Source organism: Halopseudomonas sp. (assembly GCF_047631575.1).
Lineage (GTDB): Bacteria > Pseudomonadota > Gammaproteobacteria > Pseudomonadales > Pseudomonadaceae > Halopseudomonas.
The window spans coordinates 217,431-237,156 of sequence record NZ_JBLIAB010000001.1 but is presented as its reverse complement, the minus strand read 5'-3'; the positions used below and the strand labels follow the sequence as shown (position 1 = coordinate 237,156).

General features: G+C 55.3%; 22 protein-coding genes. 17 read left to right on the top strand and 5 right to left on the bottom strand.

The window, feature by feature from the left end:
* Positions 1 to 7: 7 nt before the first annotated feature.
* Genes rsfS through lipB form a run of 9 tightly spaced genes read left to right on the top strand, consistent with a single transcriptional unit; the run spans position 8 to position 7,941 of the window.
* A complete protein-coding gene (rsfS, locus tag ACJAXR_RS01210; protein ID WP_415056430.1) occupies positions 8 to 367 on the top strand; it encodes a ribosome silencing factor in 360 nt (119 codons plus the stop codon).
* A gap of 6 nt (positions 368 to 373) precedes the next feature.
* Complete coding sequence (gene rlmH, locus ACJAXR_RS01205; protein WP_415056429.1) at positions 374 to 841, top strand: 23S rRNA (pseudouridine(1915)-N(3))-methyltransferase RlmH; 468 nt, start codon at positions 374 to 376, stop codon at positions 839 to 841.
* 3 nt (positions 842 to 844) lie between these two features.
* Complete coding sequence (gene mrdA / locus ACJAXR_RS01200; RefSeq protein WP_415056428.1) at positions 845 to 2,713, top strand: penicillin-binding protein 2; 1,869 nt, start codon at positions 845 to 847, stop codon at positions 2,711 to 2,713.
* Complete coding sequence (gene rodA / locus ACJAXR_RS01195) at positions 2,710 to 3,852, top strand: rod shape-determining protein RodA (RefSeq protein WP_415056427.1); 1,143 nt, start codon at positions 2,710 to 2,712, stop codon at positions 3,850 to 3,852. Before mrdA ends, rodA begins: the two co-directional genes overlap by 4 nt.
* 38 nt (positions 3,853 to 3,890) lie before the next feature.
* A complete protein-coding gene (gene mltB, locus ACJAXR_RS01190; RefSeq protein ID WP_415056426.1) occupies positions 3,891 to 4,865 on the top strand; it encodes a lytic murein transglycosylase B in 975 nt (324 codons plus the stop codon).
* A complete protein-coding gene (locus ACJAXR_RS01185) occupies positions 4,858 to 5,766 on the top strand; it encodes a septal ring lytic transglycosylase RlpA family protein (RefSeq protein WP_415056425.1) in 909 nt (302 codons plus the stop codon). Before mltB ends, ACJAXR_RS01185 begins: the two co-directional genes overlap by 8 nt.
* 39 nt (positions 5,767 to 5,805) lie before the next feature.
* Positions 5,806 to 7,002 carry a D-alanyl-D-alanine carboxypeptidase family protein gene (locus tag ACJAXR_RS01180; protein ID WP_415056424.1) on the top strand — a complete coding sequence of 399 codons (1,197 nt, stop codon included), beginning with the start codon at positions 5,806 to 5,808 and terminating at the stop codon, positions 7,000 to 7,002.
* 13 nt (positions 7,003 to 7,015) lie between these two features.
* Positions 7,016 to 7,291: a YbeD family protein gene (locus ACJAXR_RS01175; RefSeq protein WP_415056423.1), complete on the top strand. Its 276-nt coding sequence runs from the start codon at positions 7,016 to 7,018 to the stop codon at positions 7,289 to 7,291.
* Positions 7,288 to 7,941, top strand: coding sequence for a lipoyl(octanoyl) transferase LipB (gene lipB, locus ACJAXR_RS01170; protein ID WP_415056422.1), 654 nt, complete (start codon positions 7,288 to 7,290; stop codon positions 7,939 to 7,941). The genes ACJAXR_RS01175 and lipB overlap by 4 nt, the downstream gene beginning before the upstream one ends.
* Here lipB and lipA read toward each other — a convergent pair.
* On the bottom strand, positions 7,934 to 8,986 hold the full coding sequence (gene lipA, locus ACJAXR_RS01165; protein ID WP_415056421.1) for a lipoyl synthase: 1,053 nt from the start codon (positions 8,984 to 8,986) through the stop codon (positions 7,934 to 7,936). The genes lipB and lipA overlap by 8 nt on opposite strands.
* 128 nt (positions 8,987 to 9,114) lie before the next feature.
* Entirely contained in the window at positions 9,115 to 10,434 is a 1,320-nt protein-coding gene (locus ACJAXR_RS01160; protein WP_415056420.1) for a lytic murein transglycosylase, read from the bottom strand.
* Between the two features lie 147 nt (positions 10,435 to 10,581).
* Here ACJAXR_RS01160 and ACJAXR_RS01155 point away from each other — a divergent pair, with 147 nt between their 5' ends.
* From ACJAXR_RS01155 to ACJAXR_RS01120, 8 genes are all read left to right on the top strand, one after another.
* Positions 10,582 to 11,388, top strand: a complete 807-nt coding sequence (locus tag ACJAXR_RS01155) for an FkbM family methyltransferase (RefSeq protein ID WP_415056419.1) — start codon at positions 10,582 to 10,584, stop codon at positions 11,386 to 11,388.
* Positions 11,389 to 11,525: 137 nt separating this feature from the next.
* Entirely contained in the window at positions 11,526 to 12,824 is a 1,299-nt protein-coding gene (locus ACJAXR_RS01150; protein WP_415056418.1) for a sialidase family protein, read from the top strand.
* Entirely contained in the window at positions 12,821 to 13,414 is a 594-nt protein-coding gene (locus ACJAXR_RS01145; protein ID WP_415056417.1) for a hypothetical protein, read from the top strand. Before ACJAXR_RS01150 ends, ACJAXR_RS01145 begins: the two co-directional genes overlap by 4 nt.
* 415 nt (positions 13,415 to 13,829) lie before the next feature.
* Entirely contained in the window at positions 13,830 to 15,323 is a 1,494-nt protein-coding gene (locus ACJAXR_RS01140) for a SulP family inorganic anion transporter (RefSeq protein ID WP_415056416.1), read from the top strand.
* 21 nt (positions 15,324 to 15,344) lie between these two features.
* Positions 15,345 to 16,202 (top strand): universal stress protein, encoded by an 858-nt coding sequence (locus ACJAXR_RS01135; protein ID WP_415056415.1) that lies wholly within the window; start codon positions 15,345 to 15,347, stop codon positions 16,200 to 16,202.
* A 12-nt stretch (positions 16,203 to 16,214) separates the two neighbouring features.
* The gene (locus ACJAXR_RS01130) at positions 16,215 to 16,412 is read left to right on the top strand and encodes a hypothetical protein (RefSeq protein WP_415056987.1); all 198 of its coding nucleotides are present in this window, start codon (positions 16,215 to 16,217) and stop codon (positions 16,410 to 16,412) included.
* Positions 16,357 to 16,548, top strand: coding sequence for a TraR/DksA family transcriptional regulator (locus tag ACJAXR_RS01125; protein WP_415056414.1), 192 nt, complete (start codon positions 16,357 to 16,359; stop codon positions 16,546 to 16,548). Before ACJAXR_RS01130 ends, ACJAXR_RS01125 begins: the two co-directional genes overlap by 56 nt.
* A 30-nt stretch (positions 16,549 to 16,578) precedes the next feature.
* A complete protein-coding gene (locus tag ACJAXR_RS01120; protein WP_415056413.1) occupies positions 16,579 to 17,283 on the top strand; it encodes a histidine phosphatase family protein in 705 nt (234 codons plus the stop codon).
* Positions 17,284 to 17,486: 203 nt separating this feature from the next.
* Here ACJAXR_RS01120 and ACJAXR_RS01115 read toward each other — a convergent pair whose 3' ends face one another.
* The 3 genes from ACJAXR_RS01115 to lptE all read right to left on the bottom strand — a co-directional run bounded on the left by ACJAXR_RS01115 (position 17,487) and on the right by lptE (position 19,719).
* Entirely contained in the window at positions 17,487 to 18,017 is a 531-nt protein-coding gene (locus ACJAXR_RS01115; protein WP_415056948.1) for an MFS transporter, read from the bottom strand.
* 103 nt (positions 18,018 to 18,120) lie between these two features.
* On the bottom strand, positions 18,121 to 19,167 hold the full coding sequence (gene holA / locus ACJAXR_RS01110) for a DNA polymerase III subunit delta (protein WP_415056412.1): 1,047 nt from the start codon (positions 19,165 to 19,167) through the stop codon (positions 18,121 to 18,123).
* Positions 19,168 to 19,173: 6 nt separating this feature from the next.
* Positions 19,174 to 19,719 carry an LPS assembly lipoprotein LptE gene (gene lptE, locus ACJAXR_RS01105; RefSeq protein WP_415056411.1) on the bottom strand — a complete coding sequence of 182 codons (546 nt, stop codon included), beginning with the start codon at positions 19,717 to 19,719 and terminating at the stop codon, positions 19,174 to 19,176.
* Positions 19,720 to 19,726 lie beyond the last annotated feature (7 nt).

Sequence of the window (19,726 nt, the reverse complement as noted above, 5' to 3'; positions counted from 1 at the left end):
ACACCCTATGCAGATCGACGAAATGCTTAAAGTGATAGAGGATGCGCTGGACGAACTCAAGGCCAAGGATGTGATGCGCATCGATGTCCGCGAGCTCACCAGCGTCACCGACTATATGATTATCGCCAGCGGTACTTCCAATCGACACGTCAGCTCGCTCAGCGATAACGTGCTGGAAAAAGCCAAAGCAGCGGGTAACCGACCCCTGGGTGTTGAGGGTAAAGAGTCTGGAGAGTGGGTGCTGGTAGATCTTGGCGACATCGTAGTGCATGTCATGCAGCCGGCTACTCGTCAGTTCTATGATTTGGAACGGCTCTGGCAAAGTGCGGAGTCACGCCGGGCTCAGCAACAACAGCCGTCAGAGTAAACCGTCGTGCGTATCCGGTTGATCAGCGTGGCGTCGCGCATGCCACGCTGGGTAGAGCAGGGATATCACGAGTATGCCAAGCGCCTGCCCACTGATCTGCCGTTGGATTTGGTGGAAGTGCCGCTGGCAACCCGGGGCAAGAATGCCGACATAGCCCGGTTGATGCGCCGCGAAGGCGAGCAGATGCTCGCTGCCACGCAGGCAGGTGAGCGGATCGTCACACTCGAGGTGACTGGCCGTAGCTGGAGCACCGAAGAGTTGGCAAGCCACTTGGAAAACTGGCGTCTGGATGCGCGCAACGTGAATCTGATGGTCGGTGGGCCGGAGGGTCTCGCGGCAGAAGTGGCGGAGCGTAGCGAACAGCGCTGGTCTCTCTCGGCCCTGACATTGCCTCATCCCCTGGTAAGAATACTATTGGCGGAACAGCTGTACCGTGCCTGGACTATTCTCAATCGCCACCCTTACCACAAGTGATACATGGCCAGACCTATTCACCTGAAAGATCATTCCAGTGACGCCAGTGTTGTTCAGCGTCGGGTAGTGCTCGCCTGCTTGTTCATCGCTTTATTGACGATGACGCTGGTCGGGCGCATGTACTTTCTTCAGGTCACGCAGTACGAGCATCATTCGACTTTATCAGAAAACAATCGCGTGCATATACAGCCTGTGCCGCCCAGCCGTGGCCGTATATACGACCGAAACGGGATAGCGCTAGCGGAAAACCGCCCCAGCTTCAGTCTCAGTATCACCCGAGAGCGGGTGCCTGATCTGGAACAGACTTTCATGCTTCTTGGGTCATTGTTGCAATTGACCGCCGAAGATCTGGAGCGTGCAGAGCGCAAGTTGACCCAGGGGCGTCGGCCGTTTGAGTCCGTCCCGGTCATGTTTGGGCTGACAGAGGAGCAGATCGCCCAGATAGCGATCAATCAATTTCGATTGCCGGGGGTAGAGGTGCAGACGAGTTTTGTGCGCCATTATCCGTTCGCCGAGCATTTTGCCCACGCAGTAGGCTATGTCGGTCGTATAAATGAAAAAGAAATGGCCACCATCGACGAAGTGGCTTATGCGGGCACTCACTATATTGGCAAGACCGGGATCGAGCGGTTCTATGAACCAATACTGCATGGCACCGTGGGTTACGAAGAAGTCGAGACCAATGCCAGGGGCAGGGTGCTGCGCGTACTCAAGCGAACCGATCCGCTACCCGGCAAGGATATTACACTGCATCTGGATAGCCGCTTGCAGGCGGTTGCTGAAAGGGCCCTGGGTAACAGGCGCGGCGCGGTGATTGCGATCGAGCCGAAAACCGGCGGCGTACTGGCATTTGTCAGTCAGCCCGGCTTCAATCCCAATTTGTTTGTTACGGGCATTAGCCACGCTGATTACGGTGCGCTGCGTGACTCTCTTGATCAGCCTTTGTTCAATCGCGTTTTGCGTGGTTTGTACCCCCCAGGTTCGACTATAAAGCCAATGATCGCTTTAGCTGGACTGGACAGCGGGGCGACAACGCGGGAGAGCCGCGTCTATGATCCGGGGTTTTATCAATTACCCAATCACAGTCACAAGTACCGTAACTGGAATCGCCAGGGTGATGGCTGGGTGGCGATGAACTATGCCATTGCCCGCTCCAACGATACCTATTTCTACGATCTGGCGCACAAGCTCGGGATTGATCGCATGCATGATTACATGACCCGTTTTGGCTTGGGTACCAGGGTATCGCTGGACATGTTCGAGGAATCTGCCGGACTCATGCCATCGAGAGACTGGAAGCGCGAGTCGCGCCGCCAGCCCTGGTATCCCGGCGAGACGCTGATCACTGGTATTGGCCAGGGTTATATGCTGGCGACGCCGCTCCAGCTTGCCCAATCGATTGCATTGATTGCCAATCGTGGCGTCTGGCGCCGCCCGCGGTTGTTGCTGCAAGCCGAGGGAGAGCCCCCTGTGGAAGAGAACATCCCAGCCAATATCGAGTTGAATAACCCCGCTGACTGGGACTTCATCATTCAGGCACTGCAAGATGTGATGCATGCGCCCTATGGTACCTCGCGCAGCGCCGCGCAGGATGCGCCGTATCGTATGGCCGGGAAAACCGGAACAGCGCAGGTAGTGGCAATCGCCCAGGGCGAAAAATATGACTCCGCAGCGTTGCAGGAGCGTCACCGCGATCACGCCCTCTTTGTCGGTTTTGCACCGGCAGAAGCCCCGCAGATCGCCGTGGCCGTAATGGTTGAGAATGGCGAATCCGGAGGCCGAGTAGCGGCGCCGGTAGCCCGGGCGCTGTTTGATGCCTGGTTACTGCCCGACTTCGAACCAGACAGCTTCACCGACGAGGCGACAGAATGAAATCGTTTCCTTTAGCAGGGAGGCCGGGCCGGAGTGGCCTCCCGCGGCGAGATCCCTTCTGGCAGCGAATTCACGTTGATCCCTGGCTTTTGGTGCTCGTATTGATTCTGGCCACAGTCGCTGGCTTCGTCCTGTATTCCGCGAGCAGCAAGAGCATGGCGACCCTTTATCGACAAGGAGCAGCCTATTGTGTAGGCCTTGCGGTCATGTTGGCGATCGCGCAATTCAGACCCCGCTTCATGGAGCGTTGGGTGCCGGCTGCTTACGTGGGGTGTTTGCTTTTGCTGGCCGCAGTGCTGCTAGTCGGCACGGAGGCGAAGGGTGCTCAGCGTTGGTTAACGATCCCCGGAGTCATGCGCTTTCAGCCTTCGGAGATCATGAAGCTGGTTATGCCAATGGCGGTTGCCTGGTACTTGGCGCGGCGCAATCTGCCCCCGGGCTTCAAATATATCTGCGGCACCCTGGTCATCATTCTGCTGCCCATGGTGCTGATTCTCAAACAGCCTGATTTGGGCACCTCTTTGCTGGTGGGGTTGTCAGGGTTGTTTGTCCTGTTGCTCGCTGGCCTGCGCTGGCGTTATATCATTGGTGCGGCGGTGCTTCTGGTGCCAATAGCGATGGCCATGTGGTTTTTTGTTCTGCATGAATACCAGCAACGTCGTGTACTCACCTTTCTCAATCCCGAGAGCGATCCGTTAGGGGCTGGCTGGAATATTATCCAGTCAAAGGCGGCCATTGGATCAGGTGGTGTTTTCGGCAAGGGTTGGTTGCAGGGAACCCAATCGCACCTTGATTTCTTGCCGGAGGGGCACACAGACTTCATTATTGCGGTATTGGCTGAAGAATTCGGCATGGTGGGTGTGTGTTTGTTACTGATGGTGTATCTGCTAATTATTGCCCGGGGTCTGTTCATCACGTTGCAGGCTCAGGATACGTTCAGCAAACTTTTGGCAGGAAGTATCACCCTTACCTTCTTTATCTATGTTCTGGTCAATATCGGCATGGTCAGTGGCCTGTTGCCGGTGGTCGGGGTACCCTTGCCGCTCATTAGTTATGGCGGTACGTCGCTGGTAACGCTGTTATCTGGTTTCGGCATCCTCATGTCGATTCACACGCATCGAAAATGGATGGTTCAGTAATGCAGGCAAGAATATTCCGTTGTCTAAATTCCTCCGTCATGGCTCTCGTACTGACTTCGGCCAGTATGGCCGCACTGGCTGCCGATTATTCGACCAAACACCCGGCAGTAGTGCCTTTTGTTCAGGAAATGCAGGTTGAATATGGCTTTGCACCCGGTTATGTCAGCGGTTTGCTGGCCAACGCCGAGCGCAAAGAATCCATACTCGAGGCCATTTCCAGGCCTGCAGAGCGTGTCAGACCCTGGCACGAGTATCGTGCGATTTTCATTACCGACAAACGTATTTCCGGTGGTGTCGAGTTCATGAAAACTTACGCCGAAGCACTGGCGAGGGCAGAAAAAGAGTATGGGGTCGAAGCTGAAGTCATCACGGCGATCATCGGTGTGGAAACCTCTTATGGTGGTAATAAAGGTAGTCACCGGGTGATCGATGCGCTGACTACCCTGGGTTTCGATTATCCGCCACGCGCCGAGTTCTTCAGGCGCCAGCTCAAGGCGTTTCTGGTGCTGACCCGGGAGCAGCAGATGGACCCGCTCACGCTAACGGGTTCCTACGCGGGGGCGATGGGATTTCCGCAATTCATTCCTAGTAGTTACCAGGCGTTTGCGGTGGACTTCGATGGTGATGGCACCGTCGATATCTGGAACAACCCGGTTGATGCGATCGGCAGCGTAGCGAATTACTTCAAGGAGCATAACTGGATGCTGGGTGCTGACGTGGCAATCCCGGCGAGCGTCAAAGGCGATAACTTTGCTAAAGGGATGACACTTGAGCAAGGTCTTGAAGCCCGCCGCACCGTGGGTGAACTGCAGAATCTGGGATGGCAGCCGAAGCGTGATCTCGTGTCCGAACGCGAGGTCATGGCCTATGAGTTCGACGCTGGTGCGCAGAAGGAGTACTGGATCGGACTGGATAACCTTTACGTCATTACCCGTTACAATAGAAGCGTGATGTATGCGATGGTGGTTCATCAGTTGTCCGAGCTGGTCAAAGAGGCAGCGGAAAATGGCTAATGTTTTTAAACGGTTTGCTTGTGGTGCCGGACCAGTCTGCTTTCTGGCTTTATTGGTGGCATGTTCAAGTGCGCCACAAATATCTTCAGATACAGCGCCGGTACCAGCTTTAAGGCCGTTGGTGGATGGTGCGCCGGATTACCTGATGGATGTGTCAGCAATCCCGGACGCAGTACCGATATTGCACGATGGGCCGTACAAGGCAGCACCCTATCGGGTGCTAGGTAAGCATTACACGCCCATGCAAGACGGGCGTCGGTATCGGGAGGAGGGTGAAGCCTCATGGTACGGTACTAAATTTCATGGTCAGCACACGGCCAATGGCGAGCTTTACGATCTTTACGGCATGACTGCAGCGCATAAGACGCTGCCGCTACCTACCTATGTTCAGGTCACCAATCTGGCTAATAATCGCAAGGTAGTGGTACGAGTCAACGACCGGGGTCCATTTTATTCATCGAGGATCATTGACTTGTCCTATGCGGCAGCTAAGAAACTGGGGTTCGCCGAATCTGGCACCGCACGGGTACTGGTCGAGGGGATCGATCCAGTGGTGTGGCATCAGCAAAGAAACCCCGGCTACCTGGTAACCGCGCAAGCAGCAGAGCCCGAGCCGATGCCTGCGTATGCTGCGGGTCCGACAGGGTCAGTGGCGGCTCCCGTCGCAGAATGGTTTCTTCAGGTTGGCGCCTTTTCCTCTGCCGAGGCTGCTGAACAGTTACGCCGCCAGCTTCAGGAGAAAACAGCCAGCAAGGTATTTCTCAGTACGACGGAAATTAATGCCCGAACGTTTCATCGCGTCAGGGTTGGGCCGCTCGATTCACAGGATAAGGCCCAGCAGTTGGTGGACACCTTGCGGCGTGCCAATCTGGGCACGCCAGCGCTGATTTCCGGCAACTGACATTCAATCAACAGTTTCAACCTCTTAATAGTGAGTAACATGTTTAGAAAATTGACCCATCTGCTACTGATTTCCAGCTCGCTTGCTCTTTCCGGTCTGGCTTACGCCCAAGTACCGACCCCCAATGCGACGCCAAGTATTACGGCGCAAGCGACCATCGTTCCGTCTGCCCCGCAGCTGGCTGCAAGCAGCTATATTCTGATGGATGCACGCAGTGGCGAAGTGTTGATGGAGCATAATGCGGATGAAGCTTTACCTCCCGCCAGCTTGACAAAAATGATGACCAGCTATATTGCCAGCCTGGAAATCATGCGCGGACAGATTAAGGAAGACGACCTGGTGCTGGTCAGCGAAAAGGCTTGGCGCAAGGGCGGTTCGAAAATGTTTATCGAAGTGGGTAATCAAGTTTCCGTAATCGATTTGCTGCGAGGGATCATTATCCAGTCAGGCAATGATGCCAGTATCGCGATGGCTGAGCACATTGCCGGTAGCGAAGATGCTTTTGCGGATTTGATGAACAGCCATGCCAAGCGGCTTGGTATGACAACCACGTATTTTGAAAATGCGACTGGCTGGCCGGCGGAAAACCATCTTTCCAGCGCACGGGACATGGCTGTTATGGCGCACGCGATCATTCGGGACGACCCGGATCATTATAAGCTTTACAAGGAAAAGGAGTTCTTTTGGAACGGCATACGCCAGCCTAATCGAAATCTGATGCTATGGCGCGATAGCACAGTAGACGGTTTGAAAACCGGCCATACCGAAGAAGCTGGTTATTGTCTGGTAGCGTCAGCCGAGCGTGATGAGATGCGACTGATCTCCGTAGTCATGGGCACGAGCAGCGAGCAGGCGCGGGCGGCTGAAACGCAAAAGATGTTGACCTGGGGTTTCCGTTTCTTCGAAACCAAGGTGTTTTATCAGCCAAACCAGGTGCTCTCGCAAGCCCGGGTTTGGGCGGGCGCCGAAAACCAGGTGGCGCTCGGGCTGGCAGACGGTCTGGTGATGACCCTGCCAAAAGGTCAGGCGGAAAAGCTGGAAGCCGGAATTACCATGGACTCGCCGATCAAAGCACCGATAGCTGCGGGGGACGTACTCGGACGGGTGGAGGTCAAACTTGGAGATAAGGTTATGCATAGTGCCCCGCTGGTCGCATTGGTAGCGGTGGAGCAGGCGGGTATTTTTGGTCGTTTGTGGGACAATATTCGATTGTTCTTCTACGGACTGTTCAACTGAACCGGAGGCCCGCATGAACGAGACCGCCAATGATTCGCCGCGCATCGAGTTTCCCTGCCAATATCCGATCAAGGTGATTGGCAATGCTGGCGAAGGCTTCGTCGCATTAGTGACCGGGATTGTCGAACGTCACGCGCCAGGTCTGGATGCCTCTGCGATTGATGTTAAAGAGAGCAAGAACGGGCGATTCCTGTCTGTCCGTATGCAGATTACGGCGACCGGCCCTGATCAGCTTGAGGCAATGCATGCGGAACTCAAGGCCACTGGCAGGGTGCAGATGGTTCTGTGAGCGTGCCGGTGGTGGTTCGTTATCTTGGGCAGGTCGACTATCTTCCGACCCTCAAGGCGATGCGCGATTTTACAGCCGCACGCGATGTGGCGACAGCGGACGAAATCTGGCTGCTGGAGCACCCGCCGGTCTTTACTCAAGGCCAGGCAGGTAAGCCTGAACATGTGTTGGCCGCAGGAGATATTCCGGTGGTTCAGGTAGAGCGGGGCGGGCAGGTGACATATCATGGTCCGGGTCAACTGGTTGTCTACCTGATGCTCGATATTCGTCGTCTGGATTTGGGCGTGCGAGAGCTGGTCAGCACGATGGAACGCAGTCTGGTGGGACTGTTGGCCAGTTACGGTATCGTAGCAGCTCCGCGAGCCGACGCTCCGGGCGTGTACGTAGGCAGTTCAAAGATTGCTTCTCTGGGTTTGCGTATCCGTCGCGGCTGCTCATTTCACGGACTTGCGCTCAACGTAGACATGGACATGCAGCCCTTTCAAAGAATCAACCCGTGCGGTTACGCAGGCCTGGCGATGACGCAGCTGCGTGATCACATGACCGGAGCGCCTGTTATGTTGGAAGTTGGTCAGCGTCTTGAACAGATTCTTCTGCAGGAGTTGGGCTATGCCCAAACCCCTGCAGGGTCAGTTGTGCGCTTTAGTTGACCGAGCGCGTGGGTATCAATTGAGGCGTTTGTGCTTGCCCGGGAACAGCGGCGGGCGCGGCGAGACCAAGGTTGTTTTTCTCGAATACCCGATCTGCTCTATAGCTCGAGCGCACCAGCGGTCCTGAGGGCACTTCCATGAATCCCTTGGCTAAACCTATCTCCCTATAACGGTTGAACTCTTCGGGTGTGACCCAGCGCTTTACCGTGAGATGGTTCTTGGTCGGCTGCAAATACTGACCCAGGGTGACGATATCCACGCCGATTGCCAGCAAGTCGTCAAAAGTAGCCAGAATCTCTTCCTCGGTTTCCCCGAGTCCTAGCATCAGACTGGTCTTGGTGATGACATCGGGGCGATGGCGTTTTGCGTGCTCAAGTACCTTCAGAGTCTTGGCGTACCCCGCGCGCGGATCACGCACTTCGCGGGTCAGGCGCTCGACCGTTTCAACATTCTGGGCAAAAACCTCTAGGCCCGAGTCAACCACGGCCTCAATTGCGGAATGTACACCGTCGAAATCCGGCGTCAACGCTTCTACGACCACATGGGGGGTGCGTTGTTTGATTGCACGTACAGAAGCCGCGTAGTGGCGGGCGCCACCGTCAGATAGATCATCACGGTCTACTGAGGTGAGCACTATATAGCGCAACCCCATCAGTTCAACTGATTTGGCAGTGTTCTCCGGTTCTTCGACGTCCAGCCAACCGTTAGGGTTGCCCGTATCAACCGCGCAGAAGCGGCAGGCTCGAGTGCAAACTGAGCCCATCAGCATGATTGTGGCCGTGCCGTTGGACCAGCATTCGCCCATATTTGGACAATGGGATTCTTCGCACACCGTACTCAGCTTGTGAGAGGCGACGTTCTGCTTCACTGCCTCAAAACGCTCGCCAGTGGGTATGCGTGCCCGCAGCCACTTTGGTTTGGGCCCGACTACGCCGCCGTCAGCGCTTGTGGCGCGGCGTTTCTGCCCATCCTTAATGGCTGCAATACCTTGGGCTGTACGAAATTTTTCACCGCTACCGATGCGTTTCGAGAGGTGGTCACTCATGGAACGTGGCTGCTCCTGTGTAGCGTTCGTGCGTATGTAGTCGCACTGTCTGTACTGCGACTGCCGGCTGATTGGTAGCACTCAGTTTATCACAGGCGCCAAAAACTTAGGCTGTGTGTACGCGCAGATTAAAAGGTACGTAGTTTTTCCAGTAGGGCGTGAGACGGATAGCCATCGGCCGGCAAACCCAGGGCAATTTGGAAATGCCGCAATGCCTGACGGGTGTTTGCGCCAATAATACCGTCTGCACCACCCGGGTCGAAACCCACGTCCAGCAGGCGCTGCTGCAACTCCAGGCGCTCGCTACGCGAAAGGGGTTTGTCGCCGGTTGGCCAGGTAGCGATAATCTCGCCTTCGCCTTGCATCCGTTTGGCCATAAGGCCGATGGCAAGGGCATAGCTGGTTGAATTGTTGTAGCGCAAAATGCTGCGAAAATTGTCACGTACTAGAAACGCCGGACCGGTATGACCCGCCGGTAGCAGCAGAGAAGCCGCTTGTTCGCCATCGGTGAGCGCCAATGAGTTGCCCTGCATATCTCTTACGCCCAGGGCAGCCCATTCGGATAGAGGTTTGCGAATCGACATGTCGGCCAAGGCGTAGTCGAAATCTCTAATCAGCGATACCTCCGCGCCCCATGGTTGGCCGTTTTGCCATTTGGACACGCGCAGGTAATTTGCCGCTGAGGCGAGGGCATCTGCGGATGAGTTCCAGATGTCGCGCTTTTGGTCGCCGTCGAAATCCACCGCATGGCTGTTGTAAGTGGTCGGAATAAATTGTGTTTGCCCCATTGCTCCCGCCCAGGATCCGAGCATACCGGCCGGTTGTATGTCACCGCGCTGGAGGATTTCCAGCGCAGCCAGTAGTTGGGCATGGGCAAAATCAGGCCGGCGTCCTTCGTGGGCCAGTGTGGCCAGCGCGCGGATGACATAATTTTTGCCCATGTTGTTGCCGAAATTGCTTTCCAGCCCCCAGATGGCGACCAAGATATGCCTGTCGACGCCGTATCTCTGTTCGATTGTGTTCAGTATGGCCGCGTGCTCGATCAGCAAACGCTGCGCACTGGCCAGACGCTGGGCCGACAGTGCGCTGTCCAGATACTCCCAAACTGGGCGGGTGAACTCAGGCTGGCTATTATCGGCGCGTAAGATGCTCGGGTCCGGTACCACGCCGGCAAAAGCCTGATCGAAAAGTGTCTGCTCGATGCCGGCTGCCAGGGCCTGCTCGCGGAAGCTACGTTGCCATTGGACGAAAGTGTGTCCCTGCGTCGCTAGGTCGACTGCGACTTCTGCGGGTGCGCTTTGGGTAATAGCGGGCGCAGATGACTGACCAGGATTTTCGGCGTGTGCTTTCTGAATTGGCGTGTCGGCGCAAGCAGCCAGAAGTACAGTCAGTGCGGCGATAGCAAGATGATGACGGTTGTTGACGGGGCGCTGGGTCTTGATTGGCATTGAATATTCCCGAAAGTATTGTATCCAGCACAACTCTACCATGCCCAATGGCCAGCCTGTGACTGCTTATGGACGTATCTGTCGTCGTGGAAATCCAAGTTGGCTGAGTGCTATTATTCGATGATTGACCACATCAAGGACCAGTCGATGTCGACCCCAGGACTTGAACAGAGCACGATCGAGAGCAGGCAAATAAAAGTGCGCGCCAGGGGATTGAATCAATGGCCGCAGGAAGAGTCTGGTGATCACTCCCAGATTCATCGTTATCAGACATGGTTAGATGCACTGCAAGGTCAGGCTCTTCTCACGCACCCATTTTACCCGCTGGTTTTGCCGGTTGAATCCGGTTTCAGTGCCCGTATGGCTTATTACTTTGCTATTGGTGATTATGAGCAGGCCGATCTCCAGCTGATCGAGGAAATGATCGAACCCGCTGACCTTGTTATGGAGTGCGGCGCCGGCGCAGGTGTTACCGGATCATTTGCTGCAATACGATCAAACCGGCCCGTTGTAGTAGTAGAGCCCAATCAACTAATGTATGAGCAGATTCGTCAGACCTTCGCGGTGAATAGTCAGCACGTGCGGCTGGTTGAGGCGGCTGTGGTTCCGGACAATTTCGCCGGCGATCATATTGCACTGGGAGTCTGTGATGAATATTGGTGGAGTAGTGCGTTGACGCCGAGCACCGCCGATCGAGTGGTAAATGTTCGAGCGAAGGGCATCTCTTCGCTGCTTGCTGAATATCAACCTAGCGTGCTGATTCTGGATATCGAGGGTGGTGAATGCGGTTTGTTTCCCGCGCGGCTTCCAGCCTCCCTGCGTATGATAATGACCGAGATTCACACGCCGAATATCGGTGAAGCTGCAACGGTAGAGCTAGTGAATCAGATTCAGGACCAGGGCTTCAGGTTGCGCCGTCTTCTCGCGCAAACCTGGGTGTTCACCAGAGCATGACTGTGTAGTGTAAATAACGAGAGTCGTTTTGTAAGGCGCGATGGCTTCCTGGCCACAAAGACGTACTTGCCCTCCTAAGAAAGGCGATGTGACCAGAGGGTCGTATAATAAGTGGATCGTATAATAATAGGAGCAGTATGATTTTTAGTTCGTGGTCTCTCGGCTACCGCGTTCCCGCGATTGGGGTGGTGGGGTTAGTCTTTGCGCTGGCGTGGTGGCAGCATCAGCCTTACGAGATGTCTGGTTTTTCCACGGCTACAGACTGGGATGATAGCAGCGTAATTGCCGCTGAACCGGTGATGCAACGTCTGTTCGTGTCGAGCGATCTGGATGATTTCGTGCACTCATCTTCTATTGCCGCATTGCCCGGGGGCGATCTGCTCAGTGTGTGGTTTGCGGGCTCCCGCGAAGGTGCGGCAGATGTGCAGATTCGTGCTGCCCGCTTTGACGCCGCGAGCAACCAATGGGGTGATGAGCAAGTGTTGGCCACCCGAGAAATGACCCGCGCCGCTGTCGGCAAGCCAATCCGTAAACTAGGTAATCCGGTGATCGCGTTTGCACCGGACGATCGCCTCTGGTTGTTTTATGTGTCTGTGTCGCTTGGAGGCTGGGCTGGTAGTGCAATCAATGTAATGGTATCCGAAGATCAGGGCTTCACATGGTCTAAGCCCCGTCAATTGATCACCTCGCCGTTTATCAATATCAGCACCCTGGTGCGCAGTGCTCCGGTTTTCCATAAGGATGGCTCCATTGGACTGCCTGTATACCATGAGTTTCTTGGCAAATTTCCTGAATACCTTTATCTCGATGGTAATGGTCGCGTGGTGGATAAGTTCCGCATGGCCGATGGTACCAATTCACTGCAGCCAACAGTCGTTCCCCTTGACGATCGCCGAGCAATCGCCTTGTTGCGTTATGCCGGCGAGAAAGAAGGCCATGTATTGGCCACGATGACGACCGATGCAGGCCAGACATGGAGTGAAGAACGCTTTATCGAACCATTGAATCCAAATTCCTCGCTGGCGGCGATACGTTCCCATCGGGATACACTTTTGGTTGCTCAGAATAATCTGGCCGACGGGCGGTTTCGCCTGACGCTGGATGAGGCGAGTTTCAACCTCAGCAAGTGGTCTCTGATTAACACTATCGACGAGTCGACCGATGCTGAAGGTGAACCCATTCCGATAGAGGCTTACGAGCCGATGATGCGCGAAAAGTTTCTGGCGGCCAGCGGACCGAAGCGGCATGTGCTATTGGACGAGTACATGCTATTGATGGAAGGTCGTGTTTGCCGGGCGGGTATGTGTAACTTTGATTACGAATACCCTTACATGATCAGATCTGACAATGGCAACTTTCACATGGTTTATTCCTGGAACAACAGCTTCATCAAACATGTAACTTTCAATCGAGCCTGGCTGGAAGCGCAGAAATGATTATTGCCAACTGGCAGGCTGTCCTTTCTTTTGCGCTGATTATTTTTTTGTTGGTTCCCATGGACAGGTTGTCAACGGCTTACAGGCTGGTCGTTCTGCTAGGTATGTTACTGGTCGCGTTGATACCCATGTCCACCGGTTTGACGCTGGCGGGTCAATTACGCGGGCTGACCGATGACCTGGCGATAACTACGCTTATCTGGCTGGCGGCGGCAGCTTCTATAAAACTGGGTTATCTGCCGCCGATATCCTTCACGATAAAATGGCCGTTGTGGTTAGGTTTCGCCACGCTGGGACTCGTACTTTATCCAGCGGCGTTGGGTCTGGGCATGATTGATACGTACCGCTGGGGTTATAGCCCGCGTGTACTCCTAATAGTAATGGCTAGTCTGACAGTGGTGTTTTGCCTGATGCGCAACACGCTTGGCGTGATGATGCTGACACTGTCTACTCTAGCCTTTATGGTCGATCTGAAGCCCTCGGCTAACTATTGGGACTACCTGCTTGATCCGTTTATCGTGATTTTCTGTTTTGTGGCGCCGGTGATTGCGTTGTTGCGCGAGCGCCGCACCGGAGCGGTCGAAACGTAAGTGTCGATGGGTGGGTTTGATCAATGGGATGAGTTGCGCTGATAGCCCGAAGTTATTCCCGTGTGATAAGGTACTCCGCCTTAAGCGGACCCCTGACCGGATATACCGATGAACATCTCCACTGGCGCTACGCCACCATAGGTTCTATTCCCCCAGATGACTATTGTCATCCACAAGTTAATATTGCGCTTGTGTGTCCTTGTCTGAGTTGCTTCGCCGAGCCGCGCGCTGGGCTTTAGTTATCCGGATCGTGTTGGATTTTCAGGCCTTGCCTGGATATATATTAAACCCCGTCATACCCGGCCGGCTCTTTTCGCCTTGCCGCTGCCTGCTATACGCCGACTGTCTCCTGTTGCGAGCTCGGCAAACATGGCCTGGCGTGCCGAGTAGTCATTTTTTGAAGTGGATGAATTGTATGACCCTGATTCAATCAGTAAGACAAGAATGGTTCTCCAATATTCGTGGCGATATTCTCGCTGGTGTCGTGGTAGCCCTAGCCCTTATTCCGGAGGCGATTGCGTTCTCGATCATAGCCGGGGTGGATCCAAAGGTTGGGCTGTACGCGTCATTCTGTATTGCCGTGGTTATTGCCTTTACCGGTGGGCGCCCCGGGATGATTTCGGCGGCGACGGGTGCCATGGCTCTGTTGATGGTGACCCTCGTTCGCGAGCACGGGCTGGAATATTTGTTGGCCGCGACCATACTCTGCGGTTTTTTGCAGATCGGGGCGGGCTACCTGAAGCTGGGTTCGCTGATGCGCTTCGTGTCGCGCTCGGTGGTAACGGGGTTTGTTAACGCGTTGGCTATCCTGATCTTCATGGCACAATTGCCGGAGCTGACCAACGTTACCTGGCATGTATATGCCATGACGGCCGGCGGTCTGGGGATTATTTACCTGTTCCCCTACGTCCCCAAGGTCGGCAAATTAATTCCATCGCCTCTGGTATGCATCCTGGTGCTGACCGCACTGGCTATTTATCTTGGCCTAGACATTCGCACTGTTGGCGATATGGGGGATCTCCCCGATACCCTGCCGATCTTCCTATGGCCACAGGTGCCGCTCAATATTGAAACCCTGATGATCATTTTCCCCTATTCAGCAGCGCTCGCAGTGGTTGGCTTGCTGGAGTCCATGATGACAGCGACTATCGTCGACGACCTTACCGATACGGGCAGTGACAAGAACCGCGAGTGCAAGGGTCAGGGCATCGCCAATATTGGGGCAGGCCTGCTCGGTGGCATGGCCGGTTGCGCAATGATAGGGCAGTCGATTATCAATATTAAATCAGGCGGCCGCACACGGCTTTCCTGTTTTTGCGCAGGCGTTCTATTACTTTTGATGGTGGTGTTTCTCGGTGATTATCTTTCTTTGATTCCGATGGCTGCGCTGGTCGCGGTGATGATCATGGTATCGATCGGCACTTTCAGCTGGGATTCTCTGCGTAATCTCAGAAAGCATCCGCTGTCGACTAACGTTGTCATGGTCGCTACTGTCGCCGTGGTTGTTGTGACGCATAACTTGGCTTATGGAGTGTTCGTTGGTGTGTTGTTGGCCGCGATGTTCTTCGCCAACAAGATGGGTCATTATCTGCATATAGGCAGTGAAGCGATGATCGATGGCATGGAACGTCGTTACAGCGTGGTAGGCCAAGTTTTCTTCAGCTCCAGCGACAAGTTCATTAGTGCCTTTGACTTCAAGGAGGCCCTTGATAAGGTGGTGATCGATTTGTCACGAGCGCATTTTTGGGACATCACTGCCGTTGCTGCTCTGGATAAGGTAGTGATCAAGTTCCGCCGCGAAGGGACCGAGGTCGAGATCATCGGTTTGAATGAAGCCAGCGCTACCATTGTTGATCGTTTCGGGGTGCACGACAAGCCCGATGCTGTTGATCAGTTGATGGGTCATTAAATCAGCAAGGAGAATAAACGGATGACCAGGAACACCGTATTGGCCTGCATCGACGGGTCTCTCTCTTCGTCCGGTGTATGTGACTACGCGGCATGGGCCAGCCTGCGTCTGGATGCGCCGCTCGTGTTCATTCACGTGCTGGATCAACAGCATGCTCAGCCACGTGGTGATCTGTCGGGTAATATTGGACTTGGCAGTCGAGAGCATTTGCTCGCCGAACTGGCCGAGCTGGACGAAAAACGCGGCAAGCTGATGCGCGAGCAGGGTCGGCTAATGCTGGAAGCCGCCATCGAGCGTGCCCGGGCTGATGGTGTCGATGAGCCCTTAAGCAGGCAACGCAATGGCGATCTAGTGGAAACGCTGAATGCGCTTGAGGATGAAATTCGCCTGTTGGTGATTGGCCGCCAGGGTGAGGTAGGTGATTCCGTAGGCCAGCATGTGGGTAGTCATCTGGAAAGCGTCATCCGCACCACGCACCGGCCGATACTGGTGACCGCGGGTGAATTCCGCAAACCGGGCAGCGTTATGCTCGCATTCGATAACAGTGCGACCACGCGCAAAGGTGTCGAGATGCTCGCTGATAGCCCGCTGTTTGTCGGCTTGCCAATTCATCTGGTGATGGTCGGTGCTGACACCAACGATGCCTGGGAAGCGATTAACGCGGCCAGGCTGCGGCTGGAAAAAGGGGGCTTTCAGGTTCAGGCCAGCATCCGAGCGGGTGACGTCGAGGAGGTGCTTATAGAGTATGAGCAAGAGCATGATATCGACTTGCTGGTGATGGGCGCCTATGGTCACTCACGCATACGGCAGTTTTTTGTGGGTAGCACGACCACGACCATCTTGCAGAATACCTCTCGCCCTGTGTTATTGCTGCGCTGAGTAACCGGTGGCATGAATCAGACGCTAAGAGTCGAGCTACGCGAGCTGCGGCAGTGGTACATTGTTCAACTTGCAGGTGGTTCTTTATCCGATGTCGGGCGCTGCGAGGCGATTGAGCAGGACCAGGTCTGGGTTGGCCGATTGGCACGCATGGATGCGATGCAGCAACAGGCCATGCTCGACGCGACCAGAATACCTAACGAGCGATAACTGGCGCGGTTGCAGCGGGCACTGGCTTGGGGACGACTATGGTTATTGTGACGCATGTGGTGAGCCTGTTGCTCCGGGCCGACTGCGGATCGATCCAGCCGTCAGTCTCTGCATAGGTTGTGCCGGCAGAACCTGAGATGTCTACTCATGTTCTCAATGGAGATGTGTGAGCCAGGGCAACAAGTTGTCCGATGAAAAGGTCGTAGAAATGAATGTGAAGCGATACCTCCTCCCGCTAAGCTTTGTTTTGCTTCTGATTGCAGCGGTTGTTCTGGCTGTAGTGGTATTTGACCCGCCTGAATTGCCCGACCTGTCAGAGGGCAGGCCTGATACCATAGGCGATGTGCGCGACAGTTGGCAGCTGGGCACTGCCATCGTCCTGGTCCGCCATCTGGAACGATGTGACCGTTCTGACGCGCCTTGTCTGGATGGCGAGGATGGTATTACGGCCCGATCAGTGGGCGTCGGAATAGCGCTCGGCGAGGACTTCCTGCAATTGGGCCTTGGCCGCGCGGTGGTTTATAACAGCCCTCTGGCGCGTACCGATCAGACGGCTGATGTCCTGTTTGGAGGCTATAGCAGCGATCGTGACTGGCTATACCACTGCCGCAAGAATGACACGTTGCTCAATGACATAATGCACTTCAAGCAACCGGGAACGAACCTGGTGCTGGTTACGCATAGCACCTGCATCGCGCGCTTCGAGCAATCGCTGGGCTTTTCCAGTGACACTCCGGATTATGGAACGGTGATTTTTCTGCATCTGCACGCCGGGTTGCAGCGGCCACAGGTCCTCGGTTTTCTCGATGCAGAAGACTGGGAGACGCTACACGGTGACGCCGGGTTGCTGCTGATTCCGGAAATGGACTAGCGCCCGGCGGATCTGTTGCATCGGTTAGCGCGCCACGCCGGCCAGCAACCCCAGCATGACCAGCGCAAGCGCGGTGGAGAACACCATGACCAAGCGAATGGCGCCTATATGCCGGATGCCATAGCGCTCAGGTCAGAGGGCTCCAAGTATCGCATTCATAGCCCCTGGCTAAGACCAAGCAGACCAAGGAAAAACCAGGGCGTCTAGCCCGCCATTGCTTGCGGAGTATTAGGCCCACTGGCGCTGGGGTGCGCGGCATTGCGGCTGAACCAGAGCATGAGCGGCAGCAGAATGCCGAGCAGAATCACCGCCGAGCCGATCCAGCTGCCACGCCAGCCTACAAAGGCTATCAGCATTGATATTAAAAATGGCAGCAATGGCTCGGACAGCGGAAAACCGCCAGCACCGAACCCGACCGCCTTGCCACGGCGCAGGCTGAAATAACGATCCGCCGTGGTCATGCCAATGTGGGACAGCATGGCCTGGCCGCCGAAGCGCACCAACAGAAATCCCAAAGCCAGCACCCATAGGTACTCCCCTAGGCCCAGCATCAGGTAGCCAGCACTGAGTATTCTGATAGCCAGAAGGGTGACGCGGCGCAGTGACCAATGGTCAAGTAGAAACCCAAAACTGAGTAGCAAGGCCGCAGAGCACAGCGTTGCCAGACTATAGAGCACACCGTAGGCCGAGTGAGGCACTACGCAATGAGTCCGGTCAGAAAGGTCTGGCCTAATCCCGAAGAAGCTGTAGCTAGTAAGACGAATAGCGCCAGGGAAGGATTTTCCTGCAGAAACAGCAAAAGACGTTTAAGCAACGTGATTGTGGGCTGCGCCTGAATCAGTGAGCGGTTGTTGCCAGTAGCGGCAAGCGGATGCCCGCGACAACTAGTACTATGGCAGCAAGACCGTCCCATGGCGAGCCGGGACGCTGGCCCTTTATCTGCTCGTCCACCCGCTGAGCGGCCTGTAGCCATGCATCCCAGGCCGGTTTTGGATGGCGTTGCAGAGCCTGGCCGAGTACCGACTTGCGTTTGTCCCATACGGGAGGGCGCTGACTAGCGAACACCCTTTCTAGCGGTATATGTTGTTGCAGGTCATGGGCCATGCTGGCCAGGCTGCGAATTTCTCGTGCTAGAGCCCAAAGTACAACGGGGGCCTCGACCCCTTCGCCCCGCAGTCCTTGGAGTATTCGCAGTGCCTGCTCTGCCTGACCCATCAGCATAGTGTCGACCAGGGAAAACACATCGAAACGGGCGCTGTCGGCAACCACGCGTTGTACCGTTTGCAGATCGAGCTGGCCGGCGTCACAGTGGAGTGTGAGTTTCTGAATTTCCTGAGCTGCTGCGAGAAGGTTGCCTTCCACCCGGGTACTTAACAAATCAAGGGCGTCTGCGCTGGGTGTGATGCCCACCGCAGCGAGGCGTTCGCGCATCCAGCCCGGCAACTGTTGAGCATCTACCGGCCATATCTGAATAAAACGGCTATTGGTGTGTTCAGTTAGGGCCTTGGCCCATTTTGTGCGCTGCGTACTGCCGTCAAGCTTTGGCAGGCTGACCAACAGTGTGGTGTCGGGGGGCGGGCTGTCCAGCCAGGCGATGATCGCCTTAGCACCCTCGTCCCCAGGTTTGCCCCCGGGAACTCTTAGCTCGACTAGACGTTTTTGCGCGAAAAGCGAAAGACTATGACTGGTGTCGTGCAACTGTCCCCAGTCGAAAGACCGGTCGACATGAAAAACCAATCGTTCTTCACTTCCATCGAGGCGACATGCAGCCCGAATCTGATCTGCGGCTTCGCCGCCCAGAAGGGGTTCATCGCCACTGATTACATAGACGGGGGCAAGAGTATCCTTGAGCTGGCGGGTCAGCTGGGCAGCATTGAGTTTCATGCGGCCTCAGGGATTCTGGCGATCCAGTGCCTGCCCGCGCGCTGATAGTTCGCTCTCACTAAGGCTGGACAACCGGAACAAAAGCTGACGGGTCAGATCCTCATGCATTTCTTTGCGCAATAACTCTTCTTCTTCGCTGGTGCCCGTCAGATTGTCTGCGTCATTGACGAATATACGCTGGGTTGTGAGCGTGACGGGCCCCACCAATCGGCGGTCACTGTTATCACTTATTTGGAAGGTCAGGCTGGTCTCGAGCTCGAACTCGGCCGGGGTTGCCCTACTGGTGTAAGTCACTGCGGTCTTGTTTTCCTTTTCGTCGAGAAGCTGGAGCTGGAAGGGCGCCGTATCGGTGATCTCGACCCCGTCAACTATCAGTGCCTGACGGATATCACGGTATAGCTGACCGTAACTGTTGCGTGCACTGAGTTGTAGTTCGTCAAGTTCGACATTGTCTACTCCGGTGCCACGTAAGTGAAAACCACAGCCGCTGAGCACTAGACTGAAACCGACCATGAGGCAGCCGATAAACTGGCGGGGATTATTGGGTAACATCGTGTCT